The 21,808-nt window shown below is 70.6% G+C and carries 19 protein-coding genes; 9 read left to right on the top strand and 10 right to left on the bottom strand.

What is annotated here, in order from left to right; all coding sequences use genetic code 11:
* The 5 genes from FM051_RS34085 to lhgO all read left to right on the top strand — a co-directional run bounded on the left by FM051_RS34085 (nucleotide 1) and on the right by lhgO (nucleotide 5,597).
* Nucleotides 1–1,095, top strand: coding sequence for a glycosyltransferase family 4 protein (locus FM051_RS34085; protein ID WP_158850675.1), 1,095 nt, complete (start codon nucleotides 1–3; stop codon nucleotides 1,093–1,095).
* Nucleotides 1,092–2,342, top strand: a complete 1,251-nt coding sequence (locus tag FM051_RS34080) for a lipopolysaccharide biosynthesis protein (protein ID WP_158850673.1) — start codon at nucleotides 1,092–1,094, stop codon at nucleotides 2,340–2,342. The genes FM051_RS34085 and FM051_RS34080 overlap by 4 nt, the downstream gene beginning before the upstream one ends.
* 78 nt (nucleotides 2,343–2,420) lie before the next feature.
* Nucleotides 2,421–3,455: a GDP-mannose 4,6-dehydratase gene (gene gmd, locus FM051_RS34075; RefSeq protein ID WP_158850671.1), complete on the top strand. Its 1,035-nt coding sequence runs from the start codon at nucleotides 2,421–2,423 to the stop codon at nucleotides 3,453–3,455.
* Nucleotides 3,439–4,359, top strand: coding sequence for an NAD-dependent epimerase/dehydratase family protein (locus FM051_RS34070; RefSeq protein WP_158850669.1), 921 nt, complete (start codon nucleotides 3,439–3,441; stop codon nucleotides 4,357–4,359). The genes gmd and FM051_RS34070 overlap by 17 nt, the downstream gene beginning before the upstream one ends.
* 50 nt (nucleotides 4,360–4,409) lie before the next feature.
* Nucleotides 4,410–5,597 carry an L-2-hydroxyglutarate oxidase gene (gene lhgO, locus FM051_RS34065; RefSeq protein ID WP_158850667.1) on the top strand — a complete coding sequence of 396 codons (1,188 nt, stop codon included), beginning with the start codon at nucleotides 4,410–4,412 and terminating at the stop codon, nucleotides 5,595–5,597.
* Nucleotides 5,598–5,619: 22 nt separating this feature from the next.
* On the opposite strand, the gene serS is transcribed toward lhgO, so the two are convergent.
* Nucleotides 5,620–6,870, bottom strand: coding sequence for a serine--tRNA ligase (serS, locus tag FM051_RS34060; protein ID WP_158850665.1), 1,251 nt, complete (start codon nucleotides 6,868–6,870; stop codon nucleotides 5,620–5,622).
* A gap of 403 nt (nucleotides 6,871–7,273) precedes the next feature.
* Between serS and FM051_RS34055 the strand changes: the two genes are divergently transcribed.
* The gene (locus tag FM051_RS34055) at nucleotides 7,274–8,425 is read left to right on the top strand and encodes a glycosyltransferase family 4 protein (protein WP_158850663.1); all 1,152 of its coding nucleotides are present in this window, start codon (nucleotides 7,274–7,276) and stop codon (nucleotides 8,423–8,425) included.
* A 187-nt stretch (nucleotides 8,426–8,612) separates the two neighbouring features.
* On the opposite strand, the gene FM051_RS34050 is transcribed toward FM051_RS34055, so the two are convergent.
* The gene (locus tag FM051_RS34050) at nucleotides 8,613–9,209 is read right to left on the bottom strand and encodes a class I SAM-dependent methyltransferase (protein WP_158850661.1); all 597 of its coding nucleotides are present in this window, start codon (nucleotides 9,207–9,209) and stop codon (nucleotides 8,613–8,615) included.
* A 90-nt stretch (nucleotides 9,210–9,299) separates the two neighbouring features.
* On the bottom strand, nucleotides 9,300–10,499 hold the full coding sequence (locus FM051_RS34045; RefSeq protein ID WP_158850653.1) for a glycosyltransferase family 2 protein: 1,200 nt from the start codon (nucleotides 10,497–10,499) through the stop codon (nucleotides 9,300–9,302).
* A 131-nt stretch (nucleotides 10,500–10,630) separates the two neighbouring features.
* Here FM051_RS34045 and FM051_RS34040 point away from each other — a divergent pair, with 131 nt between their 5' ends.
* Nucleotides 10,631–12,172, top strand: a complete 1,542-nt coding sequence (locus FM051_RS34040) for a DUF2142 domain-containing protein (RefSeq protein ID WP_158850651.1) — start codon at nucleotides 10,631–10,633, stop codon at nucleotides 12,170–12,172.
* A 219-nt stretch (nucleotides 12,173–12,391) separates the two neighbouring features.
* On the opposite strand, the gene FM051_RS34035 is transcribed toward FM051_RS34040, so the two are convergent.
* The 5 genes from FM051_RS34035 to FM051_RS34015 form a co-directional block, all read right to left on the bottom strand.
* Nucleotides 12,392–13,474: a class I SAM-dependent methyltransferase gene (locus FM051_RS34035; RefSeq protein WP_238412848.1), complete on the bottom strand. Its 1,083-nt coding sequence runs from the start codon at nucleotides 13,472–13,474 to the stop codon at nucleotides 12,392–12,394.
* A complete protein-coding gene (locus tag FM051_RS34030) occupies nucleotides 13,471–16,137 on the bottom strand; it encodes an HAD family hydrolase (RefSeq protein WP_238412847.1) in 2,667 nt (888 codons plus the stop codon). The genes FM051_RS34035 and FM051_RS34030 overlap by 4 nt, the downstream gene beginning before the upstream one ends.
* 157 nt (nucleotides 16,138–16,294) lie before the next feature.
* The gene (locus FM051_RS34025; protein ID WP_158850649.1) at nucleotides 16,295–16,747 is read right to left on the bottom strand and encodes a DUF350 domain-containing protein; all 453 of its coding nucleotides are present in this window, start codon (nucleotides 16,745–16,747) and stop codon (nucleotides 16,295–16,297) included.
* A gap of 91 nt (nucleotides 16,748–16,838) precedes the next feature.
* Nucleotides 16,839–18,002, bottom strand: a complete 1,164-nt coding sequence (locus FM051_RS34020; protein WP_158850647.1) for a glutathionylspermidine synthase family protein — start codon at nucleotides 18,000–18,002, stop codon at nucleotides 16,839–16,841.
* A complete protein-coding gene (locus FM051_RS34015) occupies nucleotides 18,003–18,488 on the bottom strand; it encodes a hypothetical protein (protein ID WP_238412846.1) in 486 nt (161 codons plus the stop codon).
* A 336-nt stretch (nucleotides 18,489–18,824) separates the two neighbouring features.
* Between FM051_RS34015 and FM051_RS34010 the strand changes: the two genes are divergently transcribed.
* Nucleotides 18,825–19,895, top strand: a complete 1,071-nt coding sequence (locus FM051_RS34010) for a septum formation family protein (RefSeq protein WP_238412845.1) — start codon at nucleotides 18,825–18,827, stop codon at nucleotides 19,893–19,895.
* A gap of 4 nt (nucleotides 19,896–19,899) precedes the next feature.
* Nucleotides 19,900–20,250 (top strand): metallopeptidase family protein, encoded by a 351-nt coding sequence (locus FM051_RS34005; protein WP_158850643.1) that lies wholly within the window; start codon nucleotides 19,900–19,902, stop codon nucleotides 20,248–20,250.
* A 52-nt stretch (nucleotides 20,251–20,302) separates the two neighbouring features.
* Here the strand turns inward: FM051_RS34005 and FM051_RS34000 are convergent, their stop codons facing one another.
* Together FM051_RS34000 and pheA are read right to left on the bottom strand one after the other, a co-directional pair.
* On the bottom strand, nucleotides 20,303–20,917 hold the full coding sequence (locus FM051_RS34000; RefSeq protein WP_158850641.1) for a histidine phosphatase family protein: 615 nt from the start codon (nucleotides 20,915–20,917) through the stop codon (nucleotides 20,303–20,305).
* Complete coding sequence (gene pheA / locus FM051_RS33995) at nucleotides 20,914–21,807, bottom strand: prephenate dehydratase (protein WP_158850639.1); 894 nt, start codon at nucleotides 21,805–21,807, stop codon at nucleotides 20,914–20,916. Before pheA ends, FM051_RS34000 begins: the two co-directional genes overlap by 4 nt.
* Between the last annotated feature and the right edge of the window lies 1 nt (nucleotide 21,808).

Raw genomic sequence — 21,808 nt, 5'->3', positions numbered from 1 at the left:
GTGCCCATCCGCATCGCGGTCGACCTCGTCTTCTACACCGGGCGCAAGGGCGGCACCGAGAGCTACGCCCGCGGCATGTTCCCGGCCCTCGCCGCGCACGACGACCTCAGGTTCGTCGGCATCGGCAACCGCGAGCTCGCCGAACAGCCGCCGGACTGGTTCCCCGGCGAGATCGTGACGCTGCCGGTCTCCGGGGACAACCGGGTGGCGTGGGCGGCGGCGGAAATGCTCGCCGTCGGGCCGCGTGCCCTCGCCACCGGCGCCGACATCCTGCACTGCCCGTCGAACTTCGGGCCCGCCGTCCGGCTGCTGCCGACCGTGGTCACGGTGCACGACATCCTGCCGATCCGGCATCCCGAGTGGGTGCCGGGCGGGCGGTCGCGCGGCGTGCAGGCGTTGAGCAAGGCGAGCGTGCGGGCGGCCAGCCGGATCATCGCCGACAGCCAGGCCTCCGCGGACGACGTGCACCAGCTGCTCGGCAGGCCGATGGCCGACATCGACGTCATCCACCTCGGCGTCAACCCGGTCGACGCCTTGGAGCGCACCCGCGAGCCGGCCGGGCGGCCGTACGTGCTGGCGGGCGGCAACCGGATGCCGCACAAGAACTTCGACAAGCTGCTCGAAGCGTGGACGTTCATCCCGGCCGCCGAGCGCCCGAAGCTGATCATCACCGGCAGCCACGGCGACGACCCGCTGCGACCGGTCGTGGAACGCCTCGGGCTGACCGACGACGTCGAGCTGCGCGGGTGGGTGACCGCCGACGAGCTGGCCGACCTCTACGACCGGGCGAGCGCGTACGCGTTCCCGACGCTGTTCGAGGGCTTCGGGCTGCCGGTGCTCGAAGCGATGGCGCGCGGCTGCCCGGTGGTCGGCTCGGACATCCCGGTGCTGCACGAGGTCGGCGGCGACGACATGGCCTACTTCGACCCGCGCGAACCGGCGGCGATCGCCACCTCGGTCCGCAAGGTCGTGAGCGACGTCGACCTGCAGACCGCGATGGCGGCCGCCGGGCTCAAACGCGCCGCCACCTTCACGTGGCAGCGCACCGCGGACGCGACCGCCGAGGTGTACCGGCGCATGGCGCGAACGCGATGAGCGATGCCAGGCGGATGGGCCTCATCGTCCTGATCGCGAGTCTCGCCCAGCACGGGGGCAACTACCTGTTCTACGTGATCGCCGCGCGGATGGTCACGCCGCCGGAGTTCGCCGCGATCTCGGCGCTGATCGCGTTCGGCACGATCGCGATGATGCCGATCAACGGTGTCCAGATGGCGGTCGCGCGGGACGTCGCGGTGCTGCGCACCTCGGGCACCGAGGGCGAGATGTCCGGCTACGTGCGACGACTCGGCCGCCGCACCGGCATCACCTGCCTGGTGACGTTGCTGGTGATCATCCCGTTGAGCCCGCTGCTCAGCGACCGGCTGAACCTCGGCTCGCCGCAGCCGGTCGTCCTCGCGGGCGTGTGGATCGCCGCCGCGGCGCTGCTGAACGTGCTCACCGGCATCACCCAGGGCATGGAGCGCTTCGGTTTCGTCGCGTTCTCCCTGGCGGGCCCGCTGGGCGCGCTGCGCCCGCTGCTGCTGCCGCTGTGCGTCCTGGCGGCGGGCATGGCGGGCGGCATGTGGGCGATGATCGCCGCCACGGCCATCGGCCTCGTGGTGATGATCCGCCCGGCCGCGCAGATCGCGCGGGTCGCGCCCACCGCGACACCCGCGATGCCGAGCACGGTCGTCGCGATGATCGCGCTGCTGGCGTTCTCGTCGTTGACCAACGCCGACCTGCTCGTCGCCCAGGCGGGCCTGGCCGAAGCCGACCGCGCGCACTACGCGAGCGCGGTGCTCCTCGGCAAGATCGCGTTGTTCCTGCCGACCGCGCTGGCGTTCGTGCTGCTGCCGAAGGCGACCGCGGCGTTGGAACGCGGTGAGCGCGCCGAGGGCGCGGTGCTGATGACCATGGGTCTGACGGTCGTGCTCAGCCTCGGCGTCGCCGGGCTGCTGTGGATCATGCCGCCGTGGCTGCTGACCGCGACGTTCGGCCCGGAGTACGCGATGGCCAAGCCGCTGCTCGCCCCGCTGGCGCTGGTGATGACGGCCGCGGCGATGCTGTGGGTGCACCTGACCTTCGCCATCGCCAAGCGGAGCAGGCGGATGACCACCGCGCTGGTCGTCGCGGCGATCGCGCACTGGATCGTGCTGGGATTCATGCACGATTCGCCGACGCAGATCATCCTCGGCTCCGCGATCGTCATCGTGGCCACCCTGGTGGCGATCGAGATCGGTTCCGGCAGCGGGATTGTCAGAATGCTCATGGGCAGGCCAAAGGCCGTGGCCAGCCCGCGTTAGACTCCCGCGAGCGGGATGTTCGCCAAGACAATTCGTGCGTCGCCTGATGCATTCGAGAGCAAGGAGTCAACCGCCGTCATGAGAACCGCACTCATCACCGGCATTTCCGGTCAGGACGGCGCCTATCTCGCGCAGCTGCTGCTCGAGAAGGACTACCAGGTCTACGGTGCCTACCGGCGCACGAGCTCCATCAACTTCTGGCGGATCGCCGAGCTCGGCATCCAGGAGCACCCGAACCTGCACCTGGTCGAATACGACCTCACCGACCTGGGCAACAGCATTCGGCTGCTGGACTCCACCGGCGCGGACGAGATCTACAACCTCGCCGCGCAGAGCTTCGTCAGCGTCTCGTTCGACCAGCCCACGACGACCGCGCAGATCACCGGTGTCGGCGCGCTGAACCTGCTCGAGGCGATGCGCACGGTGAGCCCGAACGCGCGGTTCTACCAGGCGTCGACCTCCGAGATGTTCGGCAAGGTGCAGGCGGTGCCGCAGACCGAGTCGACGTCGTTCTACCCGCGCAGCCCGTACGGCGTCGCGAAGCTGTTCGCGCACTGGATGACGGTGAACTACCGCGAGTCGTACAACCTGTTCGGCTCCAGCGGCATCCTGTTCAACCACGAGTCGCCGCTGCGCGGCCAGGAGTTCGTGACGCGCAAGGTCACCGACTCGGTCGCGAAGATCAAGCTCGGCAAGCTCGACGTGCTGGAGCTCGGCAACCTCGACGCCAAGCGCGACTGGGGTTACGCCAAGGAGTACGTCGACGGCATGTGGCGGATGCTGCAGGCCGACGAGCCGGACACGTTCGTGCTGTCCACCAACCGCACGGTGACCGTCCGCGACTTCGTGTCGCTGTCGTTCAGCGCGGCCGGCATCGAGCTGCGCTGGGAGGGCTCCGGCGAGTCCGAGCGCGGCCTGGACGCGGAGACCGGTCGGGTGCTGGTCCGCGTCAACCCCAAGTTCTACCGCCCGGCCGAGGTCGACCTGCTGATCGGCGACGCGTCGAAGGCCAGGGACATGCTCGGCTGGGAGGCGAAGACCACCATCGAGGAGCTGTCCCGGATGATGGTGGAGGCGGACATCGAGAGGAACGAGCGTGGGTTCTCCTTCTGAACCGACGCGGGTCCTGGTCACGGGCGTCTCGGGCTTCACCGGGCGACACGTGGCCGCCGAGCTCATCGGTGCGGGCCACGAGGTGGTCGGTCTGGCGCACGCGGGTCGCGACTCGTCGGGGAACCCGGTTCCCGGAGTCGCCGTCCACCGGGCCGACCTGCTCGACCGCGAGGGCCTGCGGTCCGTGGTCGCCGAGGTCCGGCCGGACGCCGTGGTGCACCTGGCGGCCATCTCGTTCGTCGCGCACGGTGACGCGGACGAGCTGTACCGGGCGAACGTGGTCGGCACCCGCAACCTGCTCGACGCGTTGAGCGATGCGCGGCACCAGCCGCGCATCGTGGCGTTGGCGAGCAGCGCGAACATCTACGGCAACGCGACCGTCGAGCCCATCCACGAGGACGTCCCGCCCGCTCCGGTGAACGACTACGCGGTCAGCAAGCTCGCCATGGAGTACATGGCGAAGCTGTGGGCGGACCGGCTGCCGATCGCGATCACCCGGCCGTTCAACTACACGGGTGCGGGTCAGGACGCGAAGTTCCTGATCCCGAAGATCGTCGACCACTTCCGCCGGGGCGAGCGGAAGATCGAACTCGGCAACACCGAGGTCTGGCGCGATTTCGGCGACGTCCGGACCGTGGCCCGCTACTACCGCAGGCTGGTCGAGGTCGCCCCGGCGGGCAGCACGCTCAACCTGTGCTCGGGGGTCGCGCACTCCCTGGCGGAGGTGCTGGACATGATGGCGTCCATCGCCGGGTACGAGATCGAGGTCGAGGTGAACCCGGCCTTCGTCCGGCCGAACGAGGTCGTCCGCCTGGTCGGCAGCCGGCAGCGGCTCGTCGAGACCCTCGGTGACGAGCCGGTGATCCCGTTCGCCAAGACCCTGGAGTGGATGTACTCGGCGTGATCCGGTCTTGACGGCGCACTGATCCCGACGCGGCACTAGTCTCTGCGGCTGTGCGACGAGTCGTGGTGATCGGTGGCGGGATCGTCGGCTTGGCGACCGCGCGGGAGTTGGCGCGGCGTGGCCATGACGTGGTGGTGCTGGAGAAGGAGCCGCAGTGGGCGGCGCACCAGACCGGGCACAACAGCAACGTGGTGCACGCGGGCCTGTACTACAAGCCGGGGTCGTTGAAGGCGCGGATGTCGGTGGCGGGCAACGCCTCGATCGTCGCGTACGCGCGCGAGCACGGCGTGCCGGTGGACGTGTGCGGCAAGCTCGTCGTCGCCACCTCGGCCGACGAGTTGCCGAGGCTGGACGCGCTGGCGGAGCGGGCCGAGGCCAACGGGGTGCCGGCGCGGCGGATCGGTGTCGACGAGGCGCGCGAGTACGAGCCCCAGGTGGCGGCGGTGGCCGCGTTGCGGGTGGAGAGCACCGGGATCATCGACTTCCCGGCCGTGTGCGCGGCTCTGGTGCGTGAGCTGAACGGCCACGACCTGCGGCTGCACACGCCCGCGTTGGCGATCCGGCGCGCGCTCAGCGGTGGTGGCGTCGAGGTGGCCACGCCGGGCGGGGTGGTGCGGGCGGACGCCCTGGTGAACTGCGCGGGCCTGCACAGCGACCGGGTGGCGCGGCTGGCGGGCGTGACGCCGTCGGCGGCGATCGTGCCGTTCCGGGGCGAGTACTACGAGCTGCGGCACGACCGGCGGCACCTGGTGCGCGGGCTGATCTACCCGGTGCCGGACCCGGCGCTGCCGTTCCTGGGCGTGCACCTGACCCGGATGTTGGACGGCAGCGTGCACGCGGGCCCGAACGCGGTGCTCGCGCTGCGCCGCGAGGGCTACCGGTGGCGTGACTTCTCGGCGGCGGACGCGCTGGACGTGGCGCGGTTCCCCGGCACGTGGCGGTTGGCCCGCCGGTTCGCCCGCACCGGTGCGGAGGAGGTGCTGAGGTCGATGTCGCGCAAGCGGTTCGCGGCGAGCCTGGTCCGGCTGGTGCCCGCGGTGCGGGAGGACGACCTGGTGCGTGCTTCGGCGGGCGTGCGGGCGCAGGCGATGCGCGCCGACGGGTCGCTGGTGGACGACTTCCTGATCGACACCGCGCCGCGGCAGGTGCACGTGCTCAACGCACCTTCACCCGCCGCGACGTCGGCGTTGGAGATCGGCCGGCACGTGGCCGGCGAGGTCGAACTCAGCTGGTCGTGAGCACTCAGCCGGCCTTGAGCACTCAGCTGGGCTTGAGCACGTCCAGGCCCAGGAACGGGCGCAGCGCCTCGGGGACGACGACCGAGCCGTCGGCCTGCTGGTGGTTCTCCAGGATGGCCACGATCCAGCGGGTGGTGGCCAGGGTGCCGTTGAGCGTGGCGACGATCTGCGGCTTGCCGTTCTCGTCGCGGTAGCGCACGTTCAGCCGGCGGGCCTGGAACGTGGTGCAGTTCGAGGTGGAGGTCAGCTCCCGGTACGCCTGCTGCGTCGGGACCCACGCCTCGCAGTCGAACTTGCGCGCGGCGGACATGCCGAGGTCGCCCGCGGCCGTGTCGATGACCCGGTACGGGACGTCGATCTTGGCCAGCATCTCCTCTTCCCAGGCCAGCAGCCTGGTGTGCTCGGCCTCGGCGTCCTCCGGCTTCACGTAGGAGAACATCTCGACCTTGTTGAACTGGTGCACCCGGATGATGCCGCGGGTGTCCTTGCCGTACGAGCCCGCTTCACGGCGGTAGCACGACGACCAGCCGGCGTAGCGCTTCGGGCCGTCCAGGATCTCGTCGGCGTGGTAGCCCGCGAGGGGCACTTCCGACGTGCCGACGAGGTAGAGGTCGTCGGCTTCGAGGCGGTAGATCTCGCTGGCGTGCGCGCCGAGGAAACCGGTGCCCGCCATGATCTCCGGGCGGACCAGGGTCGGCGTGATCATGAGCTTGAACCCGGCCGCGGTGGCCTGGGCGACGGCCATGTTCAGCAGGGCGAGTTCGAGCTGGGCGCCGACGCCGGTGAGGAAGTAGAAGCGCGAGCCGGACACCTTCGCGCCGCGTTCCATGTCGATCGCGCCGAGCTTGATGCCCAGGTCGAGGTGGTCGAGCGGCTCGAAGTCGAACTCGCGCTTCTCGCCGACGTGCTTGACGACCACGTAGTCGTCCTCGCCGCCGGCGGGTGCGTCGGGGTGGACCACGTTCGGCATGGCGCGGTGCAGTTCGGTAAGCTCGGCCTCGGCGGCGGACTGCTCGGCCTCGGCGGCCTTGACCTCGGCGGCCAGTTCCTTGCCCTTGGCCAGCAGCGCGTCGCGCTCCTCGCCCTTGGCCCGGCCGACCTGCTTGCCGAACGTCTTCTGCTCACCGCGCAGCGCGTCGGCGCGGGCGATGGCGGCCCGGCGGCGCTCGTCGGCGGACAGCAGCGCATCGACCACGGTCTCGTCCTCGCCACGCGCGCGTTGCGATGCACGGACGGCTTCCGGGTTTTCGCGCAGTGCCTTGAGGTCAATCACAAGGTCAGGGTAGTACCCCTCACCCAGCCGTTTTCGTGGTGGTACGCGCCCGAACCGGCCGGCACCACACCCAGGGCCGACATCTCAGCCGCCATGCTTACGCAGGGGTCCTCGCCAAGGGGATCCCTTGTTTTGATTCTGCCGGCGGGGACCGACAATCCCGGCGGTCAAGATCGCGACTGTGGACAACGTGACTGTGGACAAACTGTGGACAACTGCGCGACCCACGCCCGTTACAGCGGCTGCGTAGGGTTCCGCAACCGGTGATTCCTCGGCCTGGCCGTCGAACCGCCGCCGAACCACTGCCGACCCACTGCCGAACCACCGGACCGCCGAACGTCGAACGTCGAACCGCCGCCGATAACCATTGCCACCACCCCAAGTGTCAGACGGAGGAGCGCTAGTGCGCATCGCCATTGCCTACGACTGCCTGTTCCCCTGGTCCAAGGGCGGTGGCGAACGCCAGTACCGACGCTTCGCCGAGGAATTCGCCGCCGCCGGCCACGAGGTCACCTACCTGACCCGCGTGCAGTGGGACGAGGAGCCGGTGGTCGAGGGGATCACCGTCAAGGCGGTGAGCAACGACCGCAACCTGTACGACGGGAACGGCGTGCGCACCATCGGCCCCGCCCTGCGTTACGCCTACGGCTTGGCGAAGCACCTCGTGGCGAACCGCAAGAACTACGACGCCGTGCTGGTGGCCGCCGTGCCGAGCACGAACGTGCCGGCCGTGCGCGCCGCGCTGATCGGCTCGAAGGTCGCGGTCGGCGTCGACTGGCTGGAGGTGTGGCGGCCGGACCAGTGGCGCCAGTACTCGGGCCCGGTCATCGGCCGGGTGGCCGGCCTGCTCCAGTGGGTCGCCGCGAAGCTCAGCCCGATCGCCTCGTGCCACTCGCACCTGCACGCCCGCCGGCTCCAGGCCGGTGGCCTGCGCGGCGAAGTGGTCGTGGGCCTCGGCCTGATCGACCCGCGCGGCGACGTGGAGGCGAACCCGGACGTCACGTCACCGCCGCGCGTCATCTACGTCGGCAGGCACATCCAGGACAAGCGGGTCGAGGTGCTGCCTGCGGCCATCGCGGAGGCCCGCGAGCAGATCCCCGACCTCACCGCCACGATCTTCGGCGACGGGCCGTCCCGGGCCACCGTGATCGCCGAGATCGAACGCCTCGGCCTGCGTGACGTCATCAGCACCCCCGGTTTCGTCAGCCAGGAGGAGCTGGACGAGGGCATCCGCACGGCCTCGGTGCTGGTCAACCCGTCACGGCGGGAGGGCTACGGCCTGGTCGTGGTCGAGGCGTGCGCGGCCGGCACACCGGTCGTCCTGGTCGAGGGCGACGACAACGCGTCCGTCGAACTGGTCGAACCGGGCGTCAACGGCCAGGTGGCCAGGTCGACCGCGGACCTCGGCGCGGCGATCGTGGACGTCGTCTCGGCGGGCGAGCCGCTGCGCAAGTCGACCCACGACTGGTACACGCAGGTGAGCAAGACGAACACCATCCAGGCCACGGCCAGGCAGATCCTCGACCGGCTGACGCGGGCCGCCGCCCCGAGGTGATCAGGTCATCCCGGCCGCGGGTACTGCGGTCGGCGCGGCCCCGGCGGTCGTGGCGGCCGGTTCCAGGTGCGGCGCACCCCGGATGCCACCGGGCACCCGCACGTCGTGGCCAGGGACGGTCCAGGTCGGCTGAGCACGCGGCCGGCGGCGATCAGCTCACCGCCGGCCCACGGCTCCGGACGCGGAGTCAGGACTTCGGACGCAACGCCAGCGCCCACACGTTTCGACGCCAGCCGGGCAGCCACGTCGCCACCTGCAGCGGGGCGGGGCGGCGCTTGGCCGGCAGCATGCCGGACAGGATGCTGGAGCCGGGCATGACGGACTCGTAGGACACCGTCTTCACGTCGAAGCCCTGGTCCTCGAACAGCCGCCGCATCGACGCGCGGGTCCACGGCCGGCGGTGCGTGTAGTCGTTCCACGCCCAGCGCTGCGCGTCCGGCGAGGAGGCGAACACCCGGCCGCCGGGCTTGACCGCGCGGTGGACCTGCTGCACCAGGGTGACCGGGTCGAGCAGGTGCTCCAGGACGTCCTTCAGGATCACGCCGTCGAACTCCGCGTCACCGACCGGGAGTTCCCGCTCCAGGTCGGCCAGGCGGACGTCGATGCCCTTCTCCTTGGCCTTGCTCACGGTCGACTCGAAGTTGTCCAGCCCCACGTAGTCGGGGAAGAACTCGGACACCCAGGCCGTGCCGCACCCCACGTCGAGGATGCGCGAGCCTGGCGCGAAGTGCCGGACGACGTCGTTGTAATAGCCAGGCTTGGCGTGCCACTCGTGGTAACCCATCGAAAGGTCCAACCGACTTTCGGCCGTAGGTTCGGGACAGGGCGTTCACCGGCAAAGCGGGAACGGGGTCGAACGGGGTTGAACGGGTGCTCAGTCCTCGCCGATCTTGGTGAGGCTGAGGGTGAAGCTGACGCTGATCATCTGGAAGCCGGACACGATGAACACCATGCCCAGGATCGGCACCCGCATGGTGTCGACGACGTCCAGCGCGCCGAAGCCGGTCGCACCCCACGTCAGCACCGCGCCCAGGAAGCAGGCGATGCCGAGCAGGATGAGCAGACCGCCGATCCACAGCCCGCGTTCCAGCGACGCCCGCGCGATGCGCAGGATCATCCGGCCGGACGGGGGTGGCAGCAGGCCGAGGTGCGCGGCGTACGAGCGGGCCACGACGGCGAGGCCGATGCCCTGCGTGCCGAGGATGAACATGGTGGCGAAGCCGAGCATGGACTGCAGGCCGAAGCCGACGCCGCCGACCTCCTGCGGGCCGAACGACAGCCACAGCAGACCGAGCAGGCCGACGCCGCTCAGCGCGATCGACGGGTAGTACAGCAGCCACCGCGGGCTGAACGCGAGCAGGAAGCGCAGGTGGCGCCACCCGTCCCGCCAGGTCCGCAGGTGCGGCGCGCGGCTGCGGCCGTCGGGGCGCAGGGTGGTCGGCACCTCTTCGATGCGGCGGTGGTTGAGCGCCGAGCGGACCACCATCTCGCTGGCGAACTCCATGCCCGACGTGCGCAGGCCCAGTTCCAGCATCCGGTCGCGGCGGAACGCGCGCATGCCGCAGTGGAAGTCGCCTACCGGGATGCGGAAGAACAACTTGCCGAGCTTGGACAGCACCGGGTTGCCCAGGTAGCGGTGCAGGAACGGCATGGCGCCGGGCGCGATACCGCCCTGGAACCGGTTGCCCATCACCAGGTCCGCGCCACCGCGGAGCTTGACCAGGAAGCCCTCGATGTCCTCCAGGGCGTAGCTGTCGTCGGCGTCGGCCATCAGCACGTACTTGCCGCCGGCGGCCTCGATGCCCGCCATCAGCGCCGCGCCGTAGCCGCGCCGGGGCACGTCCACCACGCGGGCGCCGTTGGCCCGTGCGATGTCCTGTGAGCCGTCCGTGGAGCCGTTGTCGGCCACCACGACCTCGCCCGCGACCCCCAGTCGCTCTAGGGACTGCTTCGCCTTGCGCACGCAGATCTCCAACGTCTCCGCCTCGTTCAGGCAGGGCAGGACGATGGACAACTCCAAGACTTCGGCTTCCGCCGGAGCCTCGGCCTGCGCGAACTGGTTCGACACCGTCATGCTGCGCGTGCTCCCTAGGCCGGGATCTACGGGTGAGGTTGTTGGCCGGTTCGACCCTAGCCGCGCTCCGGCCCTGGTCGAGATAGGACTGCCCCAAGAGAGTCCACCACCGTCGCATAAGATACGCGGCCGTGACGAACCGACGTTCGGGTGCACGGCTTTGGCTGGTCGCCTTCATCGGCTTTTGCCTGTTGCACGCCGGTTGGGCCTTCGCCTCGCCCTACGACGGGCCACCCGACGAGGAACAGCACGCACTGCGCGCCGCGGGGATCACCCAAGGCGAAATCATCGCAGGTGAGGACCGGTTCCAGACGGTTCCGCAGAGCTTGGACAAGAACAACGTCGTCGTCGACGGGACGACGATCCACAAGTCGTGCTTCCCACAGCACGTGACCGTCCCGGCGAACTGCGCCGACCAGCCCGGCGGCGACACGACCCTGGTGCGCACTTACGTCACCGAGGCCCGGTTCAACCCCGTGTACTACGCGACGGTCGGCTGGCCGTTGGGCCTGTGGCCGGACTACAAGGGCATCGTGCTGTCCCGCATGATCAACGGCGCGCTGATGGCCGCGATGCTGGCGTTCGCGGTGGTGGCGGCGTCCCGGTGGACGCGGCACAAGGCGGCGCTCGCGGGCCTGGTCGCGGCGGTGACGCCGATGACGGCCCACCTCGGTGGCGCGATCAACCCGAACGGCATCGAGATCACCGCCGGGCTGACGTTGGCGATCTCGCTCATCGCCCTGCTGCACGAACGGCGAGAGGACGTGAACCGGGCCGCCGTGGCGTTGGCGGGTGTGTCGGCGAGCGTGCTCGTGACGCCCCGGTTCAGCGGCGTGATGTGGCTGTGCGTGATCCTCGGCGTGATGCTCGTGCCCGCGCCGTGGCAGCGGGTGAAGACGCTGCTCAAGACCCGTGTGGTGAAGGTCTGGATGGGTGTGGTGGCGCTGGCGACGCTCGCTTCGGCGGCGTGGACCGTGCTGATGAACACCGCCGAGGTCGCGGACCGGGACAACGGGTTCCTGCTCAAGGACGTGCTCAGGGGCGCGTTCATGGACATGTGGCCGAACATCGCCAACCAGATGGTCGGCGTGATGGGCTGGGCCGAGACGCTGATGCCGCGCCTGGTGTACGTGGTGTGGTTCGCCGCGCTCGGGGTGCTCGTGCTCGGTGCGCTGGTGGTCGGCAAGCTGGTCGACCGGTGGCGGATGACGGCGTACTTCATCGGCACGTTCGTGCCGTACGTCGGCATGGAGATCCTGCTGATCAACCAGACCGGCTGGTTCAACCAGGGCCGGTACTTCCTGCCCGGCGCCGTGGGCATCCCGCTGCTGGCCGCGCACATCCTGGCGCACCGGGCGTTGACCGCCGAGCACTTCCGGTCGATGACGCGGCTGCTGGCGTTCCTGCTGCTGCCGATCCACCTCGTGTGCCTGGCGTTCACGATGATCCGGTGGCAGTCGGGGTTGGCCATCTACAACCCGCTGAAGGGCAGCTGGAGCCCGCCGTACGGGTCCGTCCTGCCGCTCGTGTTCGGCGCGTTGGGTGTGGTGGTGCTGGCGGCGATGTACTGGGTGGCTTCCCGGACGCCCAAGGTGGCGCAGGACGCTCCGGAGGCGGAGTCGGCGCCCGAGGTGGCGCAGGGGCCGGTTCCGGCGGGCGTGGGCCGTTCCTGAGCGTTGAACTCACGCGAGAGTCGAACGCTCTCGTCCCGAGAGTCGAACCCTCAGGTAGGCCGAGTTCAACACTCAGGTTCCGGCCACGCGCGTCCTGAGCGTTGAACTCACGGCACCTGAGCGTTCGACTCTCGCTACCTGGAGGTTCGACTCTCGCGTTTGAGTGTTGGAGACGCGGAAGGCCCGGCCTGGTGGCCGGGCCTTCCGCGTAGTTGGGGGTTAGCGGCGGGATTTGCGCAGGCGGGCCGCGGCGGCTCGGCCCAGGTGGTTGACCGCTGAGCCCAGGTCGGGCGGTGCGACGGAGAGGGGGTCGCGCAGCTGCTGTTCCAGCAGTTGGTTCGCCCGTCTCAGCTCGTGCACCTGGTTCTCGCGCTTCTCCAACTCGGCCCGCAGGTGTTCGATCTCGTGCCGCTGCTTCGCGACCGTCTCGGCCAGCCGGTCGGCGTCGTCGGCGTGCGCGACCGCCTCGAACTGCATCTGGAGCACCCGCGTGTACAGCGCGATCCGGTTGCCCTCCATCGTCGCCAACAGCTTCGACGACGTGAACGGCCGCAACTGGTCCATGATCTTCTTCGCGCCCGGCGCGGCCTTGCGCATCAGGAACCCGATGCCGAACACCGCGGGCACCACTTCGAGCAGCCAGTCCGCGGCGCCCGCCTCGGCCACCGCGTCCTCGACGGCCGTGAGCACGCCGTTGCGCTCACCGCCTGCCTCGACCGCCCACGTGAACGCACCGAGCCCGACCAGGCCCGCCGGCGTCAGCTCGTCGTGCCACACGGTCGGCCCGTCGGACGACGACTCGTGCTTGTCGTCCCCGGTCAACGGCGAGGGCTCGTAGTACAGGTCCCGCCGCGCGCACGGCCACAGCACGTCGTTGAGCACGACGACGGCGTCCGGCGCGTTCTGCATGATCCACGTCACCTCGGCGTGGACCACCGCGTAGTTGTGGTCCCCGTCGAGCACGTACAGGTCCGCGATCGGCAGCTCGGCGAGCACGGCGGGCGAGTGGCCCTCGACCAGGTGCAACGCCGGGTTCTTGGCCAGCGTGGCGCGCAGCTCGTCCGAGGGGAACGGGTCGACGCAGTGCACGGCCGACGCGCCCAGCTCGGTGTAGATGGAGCTGACCTGGCCGGACTCGACGCCGACCTCCACCACCGTCTCGATCTTCCGGTTGGCGAAGATGATCGCGAACTGCTCGCGCAGCACCGACAGGGAGTGCAACATCACCGGCAGCGCGCGGGCCGCCCTGATCTGGGCGTGGGGGTCTTCCCGGCTCCCGATGACGTCGACACCTTGGTTCACGAAGCGCCTCCCAGCTTGCGGATCGCCACCCGGGCGGCGCCCGCGGCCACACCCGTGGCCCCGCGGGCCCGGTACTCCTCACGGAGCCTGCCGCTGATCCGCGCGACCTTGGTGGCGGCCGACGGCGGACGGGCGGACAGGTTCGACAACGACTGCGGCAGCACCGCGAACGCCACGGTGACCTGGCCGGACGACATGGGCGCGCCGGCGCGTCCGGCGACCCGCAGCACGAGCACCGACTCCGGCCCACCGAACTCGATCATGTTGCCGCCGAGCCAGCGGCAGCCCGCGTAGGTCAGGCCGGCGAAGTCCTCCGGCGTCTCCCAGCGCAGCGGCTCGGGCAGCGGACGACGTCCCGCGTTGCCCCGGACCTCGATCCAGTCGACCCGCACGATCGCGGGCCGGCCGGGGATGGCCAGCGACAGGTCGATGATGTCGTGGTGCTCGAAGTCGAGCCGGGCGAACGACAGCCCGTTGCGGTTGATCCGGACGCGGCGGCGACCGGCCTTCTCCCACTCGTCGGCGCCGGTGCGGTAGTGCAGCGCGGTCTCGAACGGCTCACCGGACGGCTCGAACACGTTCCGGTCGACGAACCCGGCGGTGAGCGCCTTGCTCGCGGAGGCGAGCCCGGTGTCGGAGGCGGCGAGCAGCGCGGGCCAGAACGAGTCGCGCATGCCCAGGTCGTCCAGGTCGAGCGGCGACAGGTACGGCAGGGCCGCCACCAGGTCGTCCGGCACCACCTTGGTGACCAGGGTGGAGCCGAAGTTGTCCTCGTGCGCCCAGCTGCCGAACACGGCGGCCTCACCGGGCGTCGGCGCCTTCAGCGCGGACACCACGATGTTCGCCAGCCGGTCCTTCGCCGCCTGCGGGCGGGCCAGGTCGGACCACGTGCCGCCGGACGCGCGGACGTAGCTGTTCCAGATGCTCTGGAACGCGAGCATGCCCTCCTGCGCGGCCAGCCGCTCGGCGTTCTGCGAGCTCGACTCGGTGACGCGGCCCAGCACGGGCGCGCCGTCCTCGGTGAAGCCGACCAGCGTCCCGCACAGCGCGTTGACGCACTGCTCGAGCACCTCGGGGCTGCGCACGATGGTCGACGCGATGTCCACCGGGTGGCCCGCCTGCGCCAGGTAGCCCTCGGCGCGCAGGCCGGCCAGGTAGGCGCGCACGGACCGGTCGTCGGTGGCCAGGTACAGGCCGGCGGGCTTGATGTCGATGTCGGCGACCTTCAGCGCCTGGGCGAGCTGGCGCTGGATGGTGCCGCCCCAGCCGAGGTCGACCAGGGTGAGGTCAGGGCTGTCCAGCGCGCCGGCCGCGCGCAGGTACCGGATCATCCGCTCGCGGGCGGCGGTGACGGTGGCCTTCAGCCGGTTCTGCAGGTGCGGCGACTCGGTGAGCGCGATGCTGACCCGCTCGGCGATGTCGCCGTTGTCGACGACCGTGTCCAGCTCGTTGGCCAGGCTCGGCACCTCGCCCGCGCGCAGGTGCAGCACGGACAGCAGTTCGCGGATCGACAGCTTGTAGCTGCGGCGGATGAACTCGTGCACCGAGTCGACGTCGAACTTGTCCAGCGCGGCGAGCGAGGTGACGTGCCGGGACAGCCAGATCGGCCGGGCCTCGACGTCCCACCCGCGTTCCCGCGCGGCGTTGTTGACCAGCGTGGACAGCAGCTCGCCCTCGCGCATCGGGCACCACAGCACCTTGGTGCCCGCCTCGTGCGCGCGCCAGGCGACCCACTCGGCGAAACCCGTCATCACGGGGCCGAGGACGGCGGCGCCGAACCGCCACGCGGTGTCGCGGCCGGACTCGCTGTCCGCGCCGGACGCCTGCAGCACCTTGGCGCGCAGGCTGGTGATGCCGAAGTCGCCGTGCTCCTCGTCCAGGAACGGCGCGTACCGGCCGAACGGGTCGTCCGGCTCGCCCTCGCGCTCCAGCACGACGGCCAGCGGCTGGTCGACGCGGCGGTAGTGCACCACGCGCACGCCCAGCTCGGCCGGGACCTCGATGTCGGCCACCTCGTTGTCCCCGATGTGGACGATCTGCTCGGGGCTGAGGTTCAGCTCGTTGAGCACGATCTCGAACAGGCCGTTCGCCTTGTCCGTGCCGTGCTGGTGCGAGCGGAACACCCGGGCCTTGCGCAGCCCGTCCAGCTCGGGGCGGTCGAGCAGGTAGGACAGCTGCTCCTCGGTGAAGTACGTGTCCGAGACGAGCACGATGTCCACGTCGTTGCGGTCCGCCTCGCGGATCACCTCGGCCATGTCGAGGTCGACCACGGTGAACTCGCGTTCCACCTCGACCTCGGCCTTGACCAGCTTGTCCAGCAGCGCGCCGTCGAACAGGTCGGACGGCATGGCGCGCCAGATGTCGAACAGCGACACCTCGGGGCCGAGGTCGCCGCGGTCGCCGCGGGACTTGGCCTCGGCCGCGATCCGCATCCGCCGGAACGTGGCGTCGGTCATCCACGCCGGCGCGAGCCCGGCCGCGCGCAGGCGCGACCCGAGGATGCCGAACACGTCCGCCGGGCGGGGCACCCTGCGCCACAGGATCGTGTCGAAGACGTCGAACGACAGCACAGCGCACGACCGGTCCGCGACTATCCGGTGGACATCCTCCAGCAGCGCGTGAGTGCGCTTGCCCGCGGCCTCGGCCATCGCGGCGACCCCCATCTGTAGTTCCGTGTAGTTCCGTGCTTCACGGCGAAAACCGGGGGCGGCGCCGCGCCGCGAACGCCCACGGGTGTCTTGTGCCGACCTGGCGGTCACCATACCTGTGGCGCCACGGCCGCCGGCGGGACGGAAGGGTACCGGCCCGCCGGCGGGACGGTCAGGAGATTGCGACGGCCACCACGAGGCCGAGCGCGACGTGCGCCGAGGCGACCACGACGCTGGCCGGGGCGAACCGGTCCGACTCGATCAGCGAGCCGATGTCGAGCCTGGTCACCCACTCCAGCAGCCGCACCGCGAGCACCTGGACGATGATCCCGACGAACCCGAAGATCAGGGCCGACAGCAGGCCCTCGTCCAGCTTGCCCGCCGAGCTGTAGATCGCCACGACCACGATCAGCGCCATGCTCACCAGGCCCGCCGACGTCACGATGACGGCGTTCGGCGCACCGCCGCGGACGAGCGCGCTGAGCTTGCCGGGGGTGGTCCAGTCGATGGCGTAGAAGCCGACGACCATCAGCACCAGGCCGACGACGGCGTAGAGCGCGATCGCGCCGACGCCCTGGCCGATGGCGGCGCCGAAGCCGGGGTCCAACGCGAGGTTGGGAATCACAGACCCTCCATGGTGTGCAGGTTGATCGGTTGTGCCGCCGGTGAAGGAGCCGGTGACGACGTGAGTGGTGCGTTGTCCGGGGTGGGGAGTCTCATTCGACGATCCTGTGCGGCACGAACGCCGCGCCGTCGTCGGTGACCAGGCCGACGGTCTCGCGGATGCCGAGCCCCGCCGCGGTGTCGCCGACGATCCACGCGCCCAGCGCCGGCCGGTAGCCGTCGAACTCGGGCAGCGGGTCGAACAGCTGGTAGACGAAGCCCTCCTTGCCGTAGACCCCGCCGGTCTGGGTCTCGTAGCCGGGGGCGACGATCTGGATGTTCGCGCCTTCCCGACCCAACCGCGGCTTGCGCACGTACTCCGTGAGGAGACCTGGTTCGTCCAGGAACGCGGGCAGGAGGTTCGGGTGGCCGGGGTACATCTCCCACAGCACGGCCAGCAGCGCCTTGTTGGACAGCAGCATCTTCCACAGCGGCTCGACCCACAGGGTGCCGGGCAGGCTCTCCACCGCGAAGCGGCCGAACTGCTCGTCCACCACCCATTCCCACGGGTAGAGCTTCACGACCGTGGCCATCGGGGCGTCCTCGAGGTCGACGAACCGCTTGAGCAGCGAGTCCCAGCCGATCTCCTCGATGGCGAGGCCGACGGTGTTCATGCCCGCCTCGGCCGCGGTCTCCTGGAGGTAGGCCACGGTGACGTGGTCCTCACCGGAGGGGTCCGCGCCGGACCAGGTGAAGTGCAGCTCGTTCGACGGCAGCCGCTCGCCGATCTCGGCCCAGCGCTCGACCAGCTTCTCGTGGATGGAGTTCCACTGGTCGTCGTCGGGGAACACGTCGGTCTTCCAGTTCCACTGGACGACCGAGGCCTCCAGCAGCGACGTGGGCGTGTCCGCGTTGTACTCCAGCAGCTTCGCCGGTCCGCGGCCGTCGTAGCGCAGGTCGAACCGCCCGTAGACGTGCGGGTCGCGGCGCTTCCACGACTCGCCGATCGCGGGCCACAGCCACTCCTGGATGCCGAAGTCCCGGTAGCGCTCGGTGAGCACCACGTTGTCGACGGCTTCCAGGCACATGCTGTGCAGCAGCTCGACGTCCGCCTCCAGCGACAGCACGTCGCTCATCTCGAAGACGTAGTGCGCCGACTCGTCCCAGTACGGGCGCGGGCTGCCGTCCGCGGCCCTGGCCGGGGCGCCGAACACGAGCCCCTGGTCGGAGACGGTGCGCTGCCAGTTCGGCCGGGGCGTGGAGGACTCCCGACGCACTCAGCTGCCCCCGCTCTTGCTGCCGCCGGACACGCCGAAGCCACCGCGCTGGATGACCGTGCCGGACTTCGTGCTGATGTTCGCGCCCTTGGGCATGGTGTAGCTGCCGCCGCTGACCTTCTGGCCGACGGGCACGCTGGAGCCGCCGTAGTGGTAGCGGTAGGAGCTGCCGCCGATGTAGATGAAGCCGCTGCTGACGTACCCGCCGTGCGAGCGCGCGTACTCCTCGTCGCAGTACTGGTCCTCGACCACGACGTCGTCACGCGTGCACTGCGCCTCGACGTCGTCGGGGCTGGACACGGCGTACCAGATGGCCACCACGCCCACCACGCCGACGGCCACGCCACCGCCGATGAGCAGCCGCTTGCGCAGCTTCTTCTTGCGCTGCTCCTCGGCTTCGAGGACGAGCTGCTGCTCGCGCTGCTGCTCGATCGCCTGGGCGCGGGCACGCTGCTCGGCCACCGTCGGCGGCCGGGGCTTGGTCACGCCCGGCTCCTGGCTGCGGATCTGACCGCGTCCACCCGGCGGAGGCCCTTGAGGCGGTCCTTGAGGCGGTCCTTGCGGTCCCTGAGGTGTCGGCGGCACGTACGGCGGCGGCGTCGCGCCACCGCCCTGCTGCCCCGGTCCACCTGCTCCGTTCGGTCCACCCGGCCCACCAGCGCCTGGTGTCGCGGCGTTCCCGGTGTTGTCGTTCTCAGTCATCAGCCACTCCCGGCGGGCACGGTACAGAGATCGGCCGCCGATTGGGTGACGAGTGGCCTAAAAGCAACACACTCGACCCGCCCGAAGGGTTCGTCGGCCTACACAGGCATCATGGAGTAGATGTCCATGACCGCGCGCTGGTTTCGTCGTGGTGACCACCTGGTCATGCTCGGCGCGTTCGCTGGCGCGTTCTTGCTGCTCGCCCTGAGCACTTTCACGTCGTGGCCGGTGGGCGCGGGAGGGCTCGGCGCCGCCGGAACGACCACGGTGAACCCCGTTATGGCCGCTCAGGCGGGTGACTGCCTGAACTGGACCAAGAAGGACCTGTCGGACGTCGCGAAGGTCGACTGCACCAGCCAGCACCTGTTCGAGGTGACCGGAGTGGCGGACATCTCCGCCGCGCACGGCCCGCAGGCCCCGTTCCCGGACGACGCGCAGTGGCAGCAGATCAGCCAGGAGCAGTGCGGGAAGATGTCGCTGGACTACCTGGGCGGCAAGTTCGACCCGTTCGGCAAGTACACGGTCGGTCCGCTCAGCCCCGGTGAACGGCTGTGGCGCGAGGGCCAGCGCACGATCCGCTGCGGCCTGCAGGTGGCCGGTCCGGCGGGGGGTCTGCTCCCGTCCTACGGCACCGCGCGCACCCAGGACCAGTCCGACGTGTACGACCCGGGCGTGTGCCTCGGCATCACCGAGACCCGGTCGGTGGCCGACCCGGTGGAGTGCGTGAAGCCGCACACGTTCGAGATCACCGGCGTGGTGACGCTGCCGCCGGGCGACTTCCCGCCGCTGGAGCAGCAGGACAACATCATGGTCGGCGAGTGCGCCCGGATCACCGCCGAGTACACCGGCGGCGCCGACCTGCAGGCCCGCGGGCTCATCGTCGCCTGGGACACCAGGGCGCCGGAGAGCTGGGCCGCGGGCTCCAGGCTGGCGAACTGCAAGATCGGCGCGACGCCGACGGACAACAGCCTGACCGCGTGGGAAGGCAGCGTGCGCAACCCCAACGCGCCGCCGCTGACCACGTCGAACCCGCCGCAGACGACGGCCGTGCAGCAGGACGAGGCGACCGGCGCGCCGCTGCACTCGCAGTCCAACAGCAGCTCGGCCGCGCCCTCGTCGTCCGGCGAGAAGCCCTCCGGCAAGCCGGACGAGTCGACGACCGCCGTGACCACGACTACGCCATCGAGGTGACGACGTGCCGGTGGAGATGACCCGTCAGCGGTTCGAGGAGCTGGTCGGCGAGGCGCTGGACCTCATCCCGCCGGAGTTCGCGGCGGCGATGAACAACGTGGTGGTCCTGGTCGAGGACCGCAACCCGGACGAACCGAGCCTGCTCGGCCTCTACCAGGGCATCGCGCTGACCGCCCGGACCAGCGACTACGGCGGCGTCCTGCCGGACCGCATCTCCATCTACCGCGAGGCGATCCTGGACATCTGCCGCGACGAGGACGACGTGGTGGAGGAGATCGTGGTCACCGTGGTCCACGAGATCGCGCACCACTTCGGCATCGACGACGCCAAGCTGCACGAGCTGGGCTGGGGCTAGCGGCTAGCGGCTGGGGGCTGGCGGCTGGCGGCTGAGGGCTGGCGGCTGGGAGCTAGCCCTCGACCACGTCCACGCCGGTCCACGACGTGCAGCGCCAGCCGTTCGCGGCGCGTTCGAGCACCACGCGGCCGGTGTTGGGCAGCAGGCCGGCTTCGGCCAGCGCGGGCGTCACGTTGACGGCCAGTGCCAGCGCCGCCATCCGCAGCGACCCGCCGTGGCTGACCAGCACCAACGTGTCGTCGTCCTCGTGCTTCGCGGTGATCTTGTCCACCGCGGCCAGGTACCGGTCGAGCACCTGGCGCCCGCTCTCGCCGCCGGGCAGCGGCACGTCCAGGTCGCCCTCGGCCCACTGCTTCACGGTGGCGATGAAGATCTCGAACGCCTCGCGGTCGTGCCGCCCTTCGAGGTCACCGCAGAAGATCTCCTGCACGCCCTCCACGACCTCGACGTCCAGGCCGTGCGCCAGCGCCACGGGCGCGGCGGTCTGCTGCGCGCGCACCGCCGTGCTGGCGTAGACGGCCACCACGGGCTCGGCGGTCAACTCCTCGGCCAGCGCCGCGGCCTGCGCCACGCCGGCGTCGGTCAGCGGCGGGCCCGGCGGCAGCGAGTCCAGCGCCATCTTCAGGTTCGACGCGGTCTCGCCGTGTCTGACCAGGATCAACCTCATGCGCCCTGCCCCCTCCGCACTCTGTCCACCCATTCGACGGCGGCCACGAACTCCTCGTTGCCCGCCACGTGGCCGCTCGGCTCGGCCTTCGGGTACGAGCCGAGGAACCGGGTCTGCGGGCAGTGCCGGTGCAGCGCGGCCAGCGCGTCACCCACCCGCGGCTCGGCGACGTGGCCGTCCATGTCGATGTAGAACCGGTACTGGCCGAGCCTGCCCTTGGTCGGCCGCGACTCGATGCGGGTCAGGTTGATGCCGCGCAGCGCGAGTTCGGTCAGCAGCTCCGACAGCGCGCCGATCTTGTCCGCCGCCGTGCACACCACGGACGTCCGGTCGTGGCCGGTCGGCTCGGGCAGCGTACCGGGCGGGCGGACCAGCAGGAACCGGGTCTTGGCGTCCCGCACGTCGGCCACGTCGGTGGCCAGCTCCTCCAGCGGGTAGTGCCGCACGGCCACCGGCGCGCACACAGCCGCGTCGAACTCGCCCTCCGCCACAGCGCGCGCTGCGGCGGCCGTGGACGTCGTGGCGAGCACCTCGGCGGTCGGCAGGTGCTCGGCCAGCCAGTGGGTGACCTGCGCCAGCGCGTGCGGGTGGCTGGCGACCGTGCGCACCGGCCCGCCACCGGGCCGCACCAGCACGGTGAACCGCACCGGCAGCACCGCCTCGGCCACCGCGATCAGCGGTTCGCCCTCCGTCAACGCGTCCATCGTCGCGGGCACCGCGCCCTCGACGGAGTTCTCCACCGGCACGCACGACGACTGGGTTTCCCCCCGGCGGGTGGCCGCGAGGGCGGCGGGCACCGTGTCGAACGGCACCAGTTCCTGCTGCGGAGTGGCGAAGCCGCGTGCGGCCTGCTCGGTGAACGTTCCCTGCGGTCCCAAGTAGGCGAGCACG

Source organism: Saccharothrix deserti, assembly GCF_009769385.1.
Lineage (GTDB): Bacteria > Actinomycetota > Actinomycetes > Mycobacteriales > Pseudonocardiaceae > Actinosynnema > Actinosynnema deserti.
This window is presented reverse-complemented; position numbering and strand designations above follow the sequence as displayed.

What these genes read in the sequence shown, in the direction of transcription:
- FM051_RS34045 (WP_158850653.1), bottom strand. Translation starts at nt 10,499, where the DNA reads ATGACGGTGTCGAACCAGTTCGCGCAGGCCGAGGCTCCGGCGGAAGCC.
- FM051_RS34010 (WP_238412845.1), top strand. Translation starts at nt 18,825, where the DNA reads ATGTCCATGACCGCGCGCTGGTTTCGTCGTGGTGACCACCTGGTCATG.
- FM051_RS34080 (WP_158850673.1), top strand. Translation starts at nt 1,092, where the DNA reads ATGAGCGATGCCAGGCGGATGGGCCTCATCGTCCTGATCGCGAGTCTC.
- gmd (WP_158850671.1), top strand. Translation starts at nt 2,421, where the DNA reads ATGAGAACCGCACTCATCACCGGCATTTCCGGTCAGGACGGCGCCTAT.
- FM051_RS34030 (WP_238412847.1), bottom strand. Translation starts at nt 16,137, where the DNA reads ATGGGGGTCGCCGCGATGGCCGAGGCCGCGGGCAAGCGCACTCACGCG.
- FM051_RS34000 (WP_158850641.1), bottom strand. Translation starts at nt 20,917, where the DNA reads ATGAGGTTGATCCTGGTCAGACACGGCGAGACCGCGTCGAACCTGAAG.
- FM051_RS34050 (WP_158850661.1), bottom strand. Translation starts at nt 9,209, where the DNA reads ATGGGTTACCACGAGTGGCACGCCAAGCCTGGCTATTACAACGACGTC.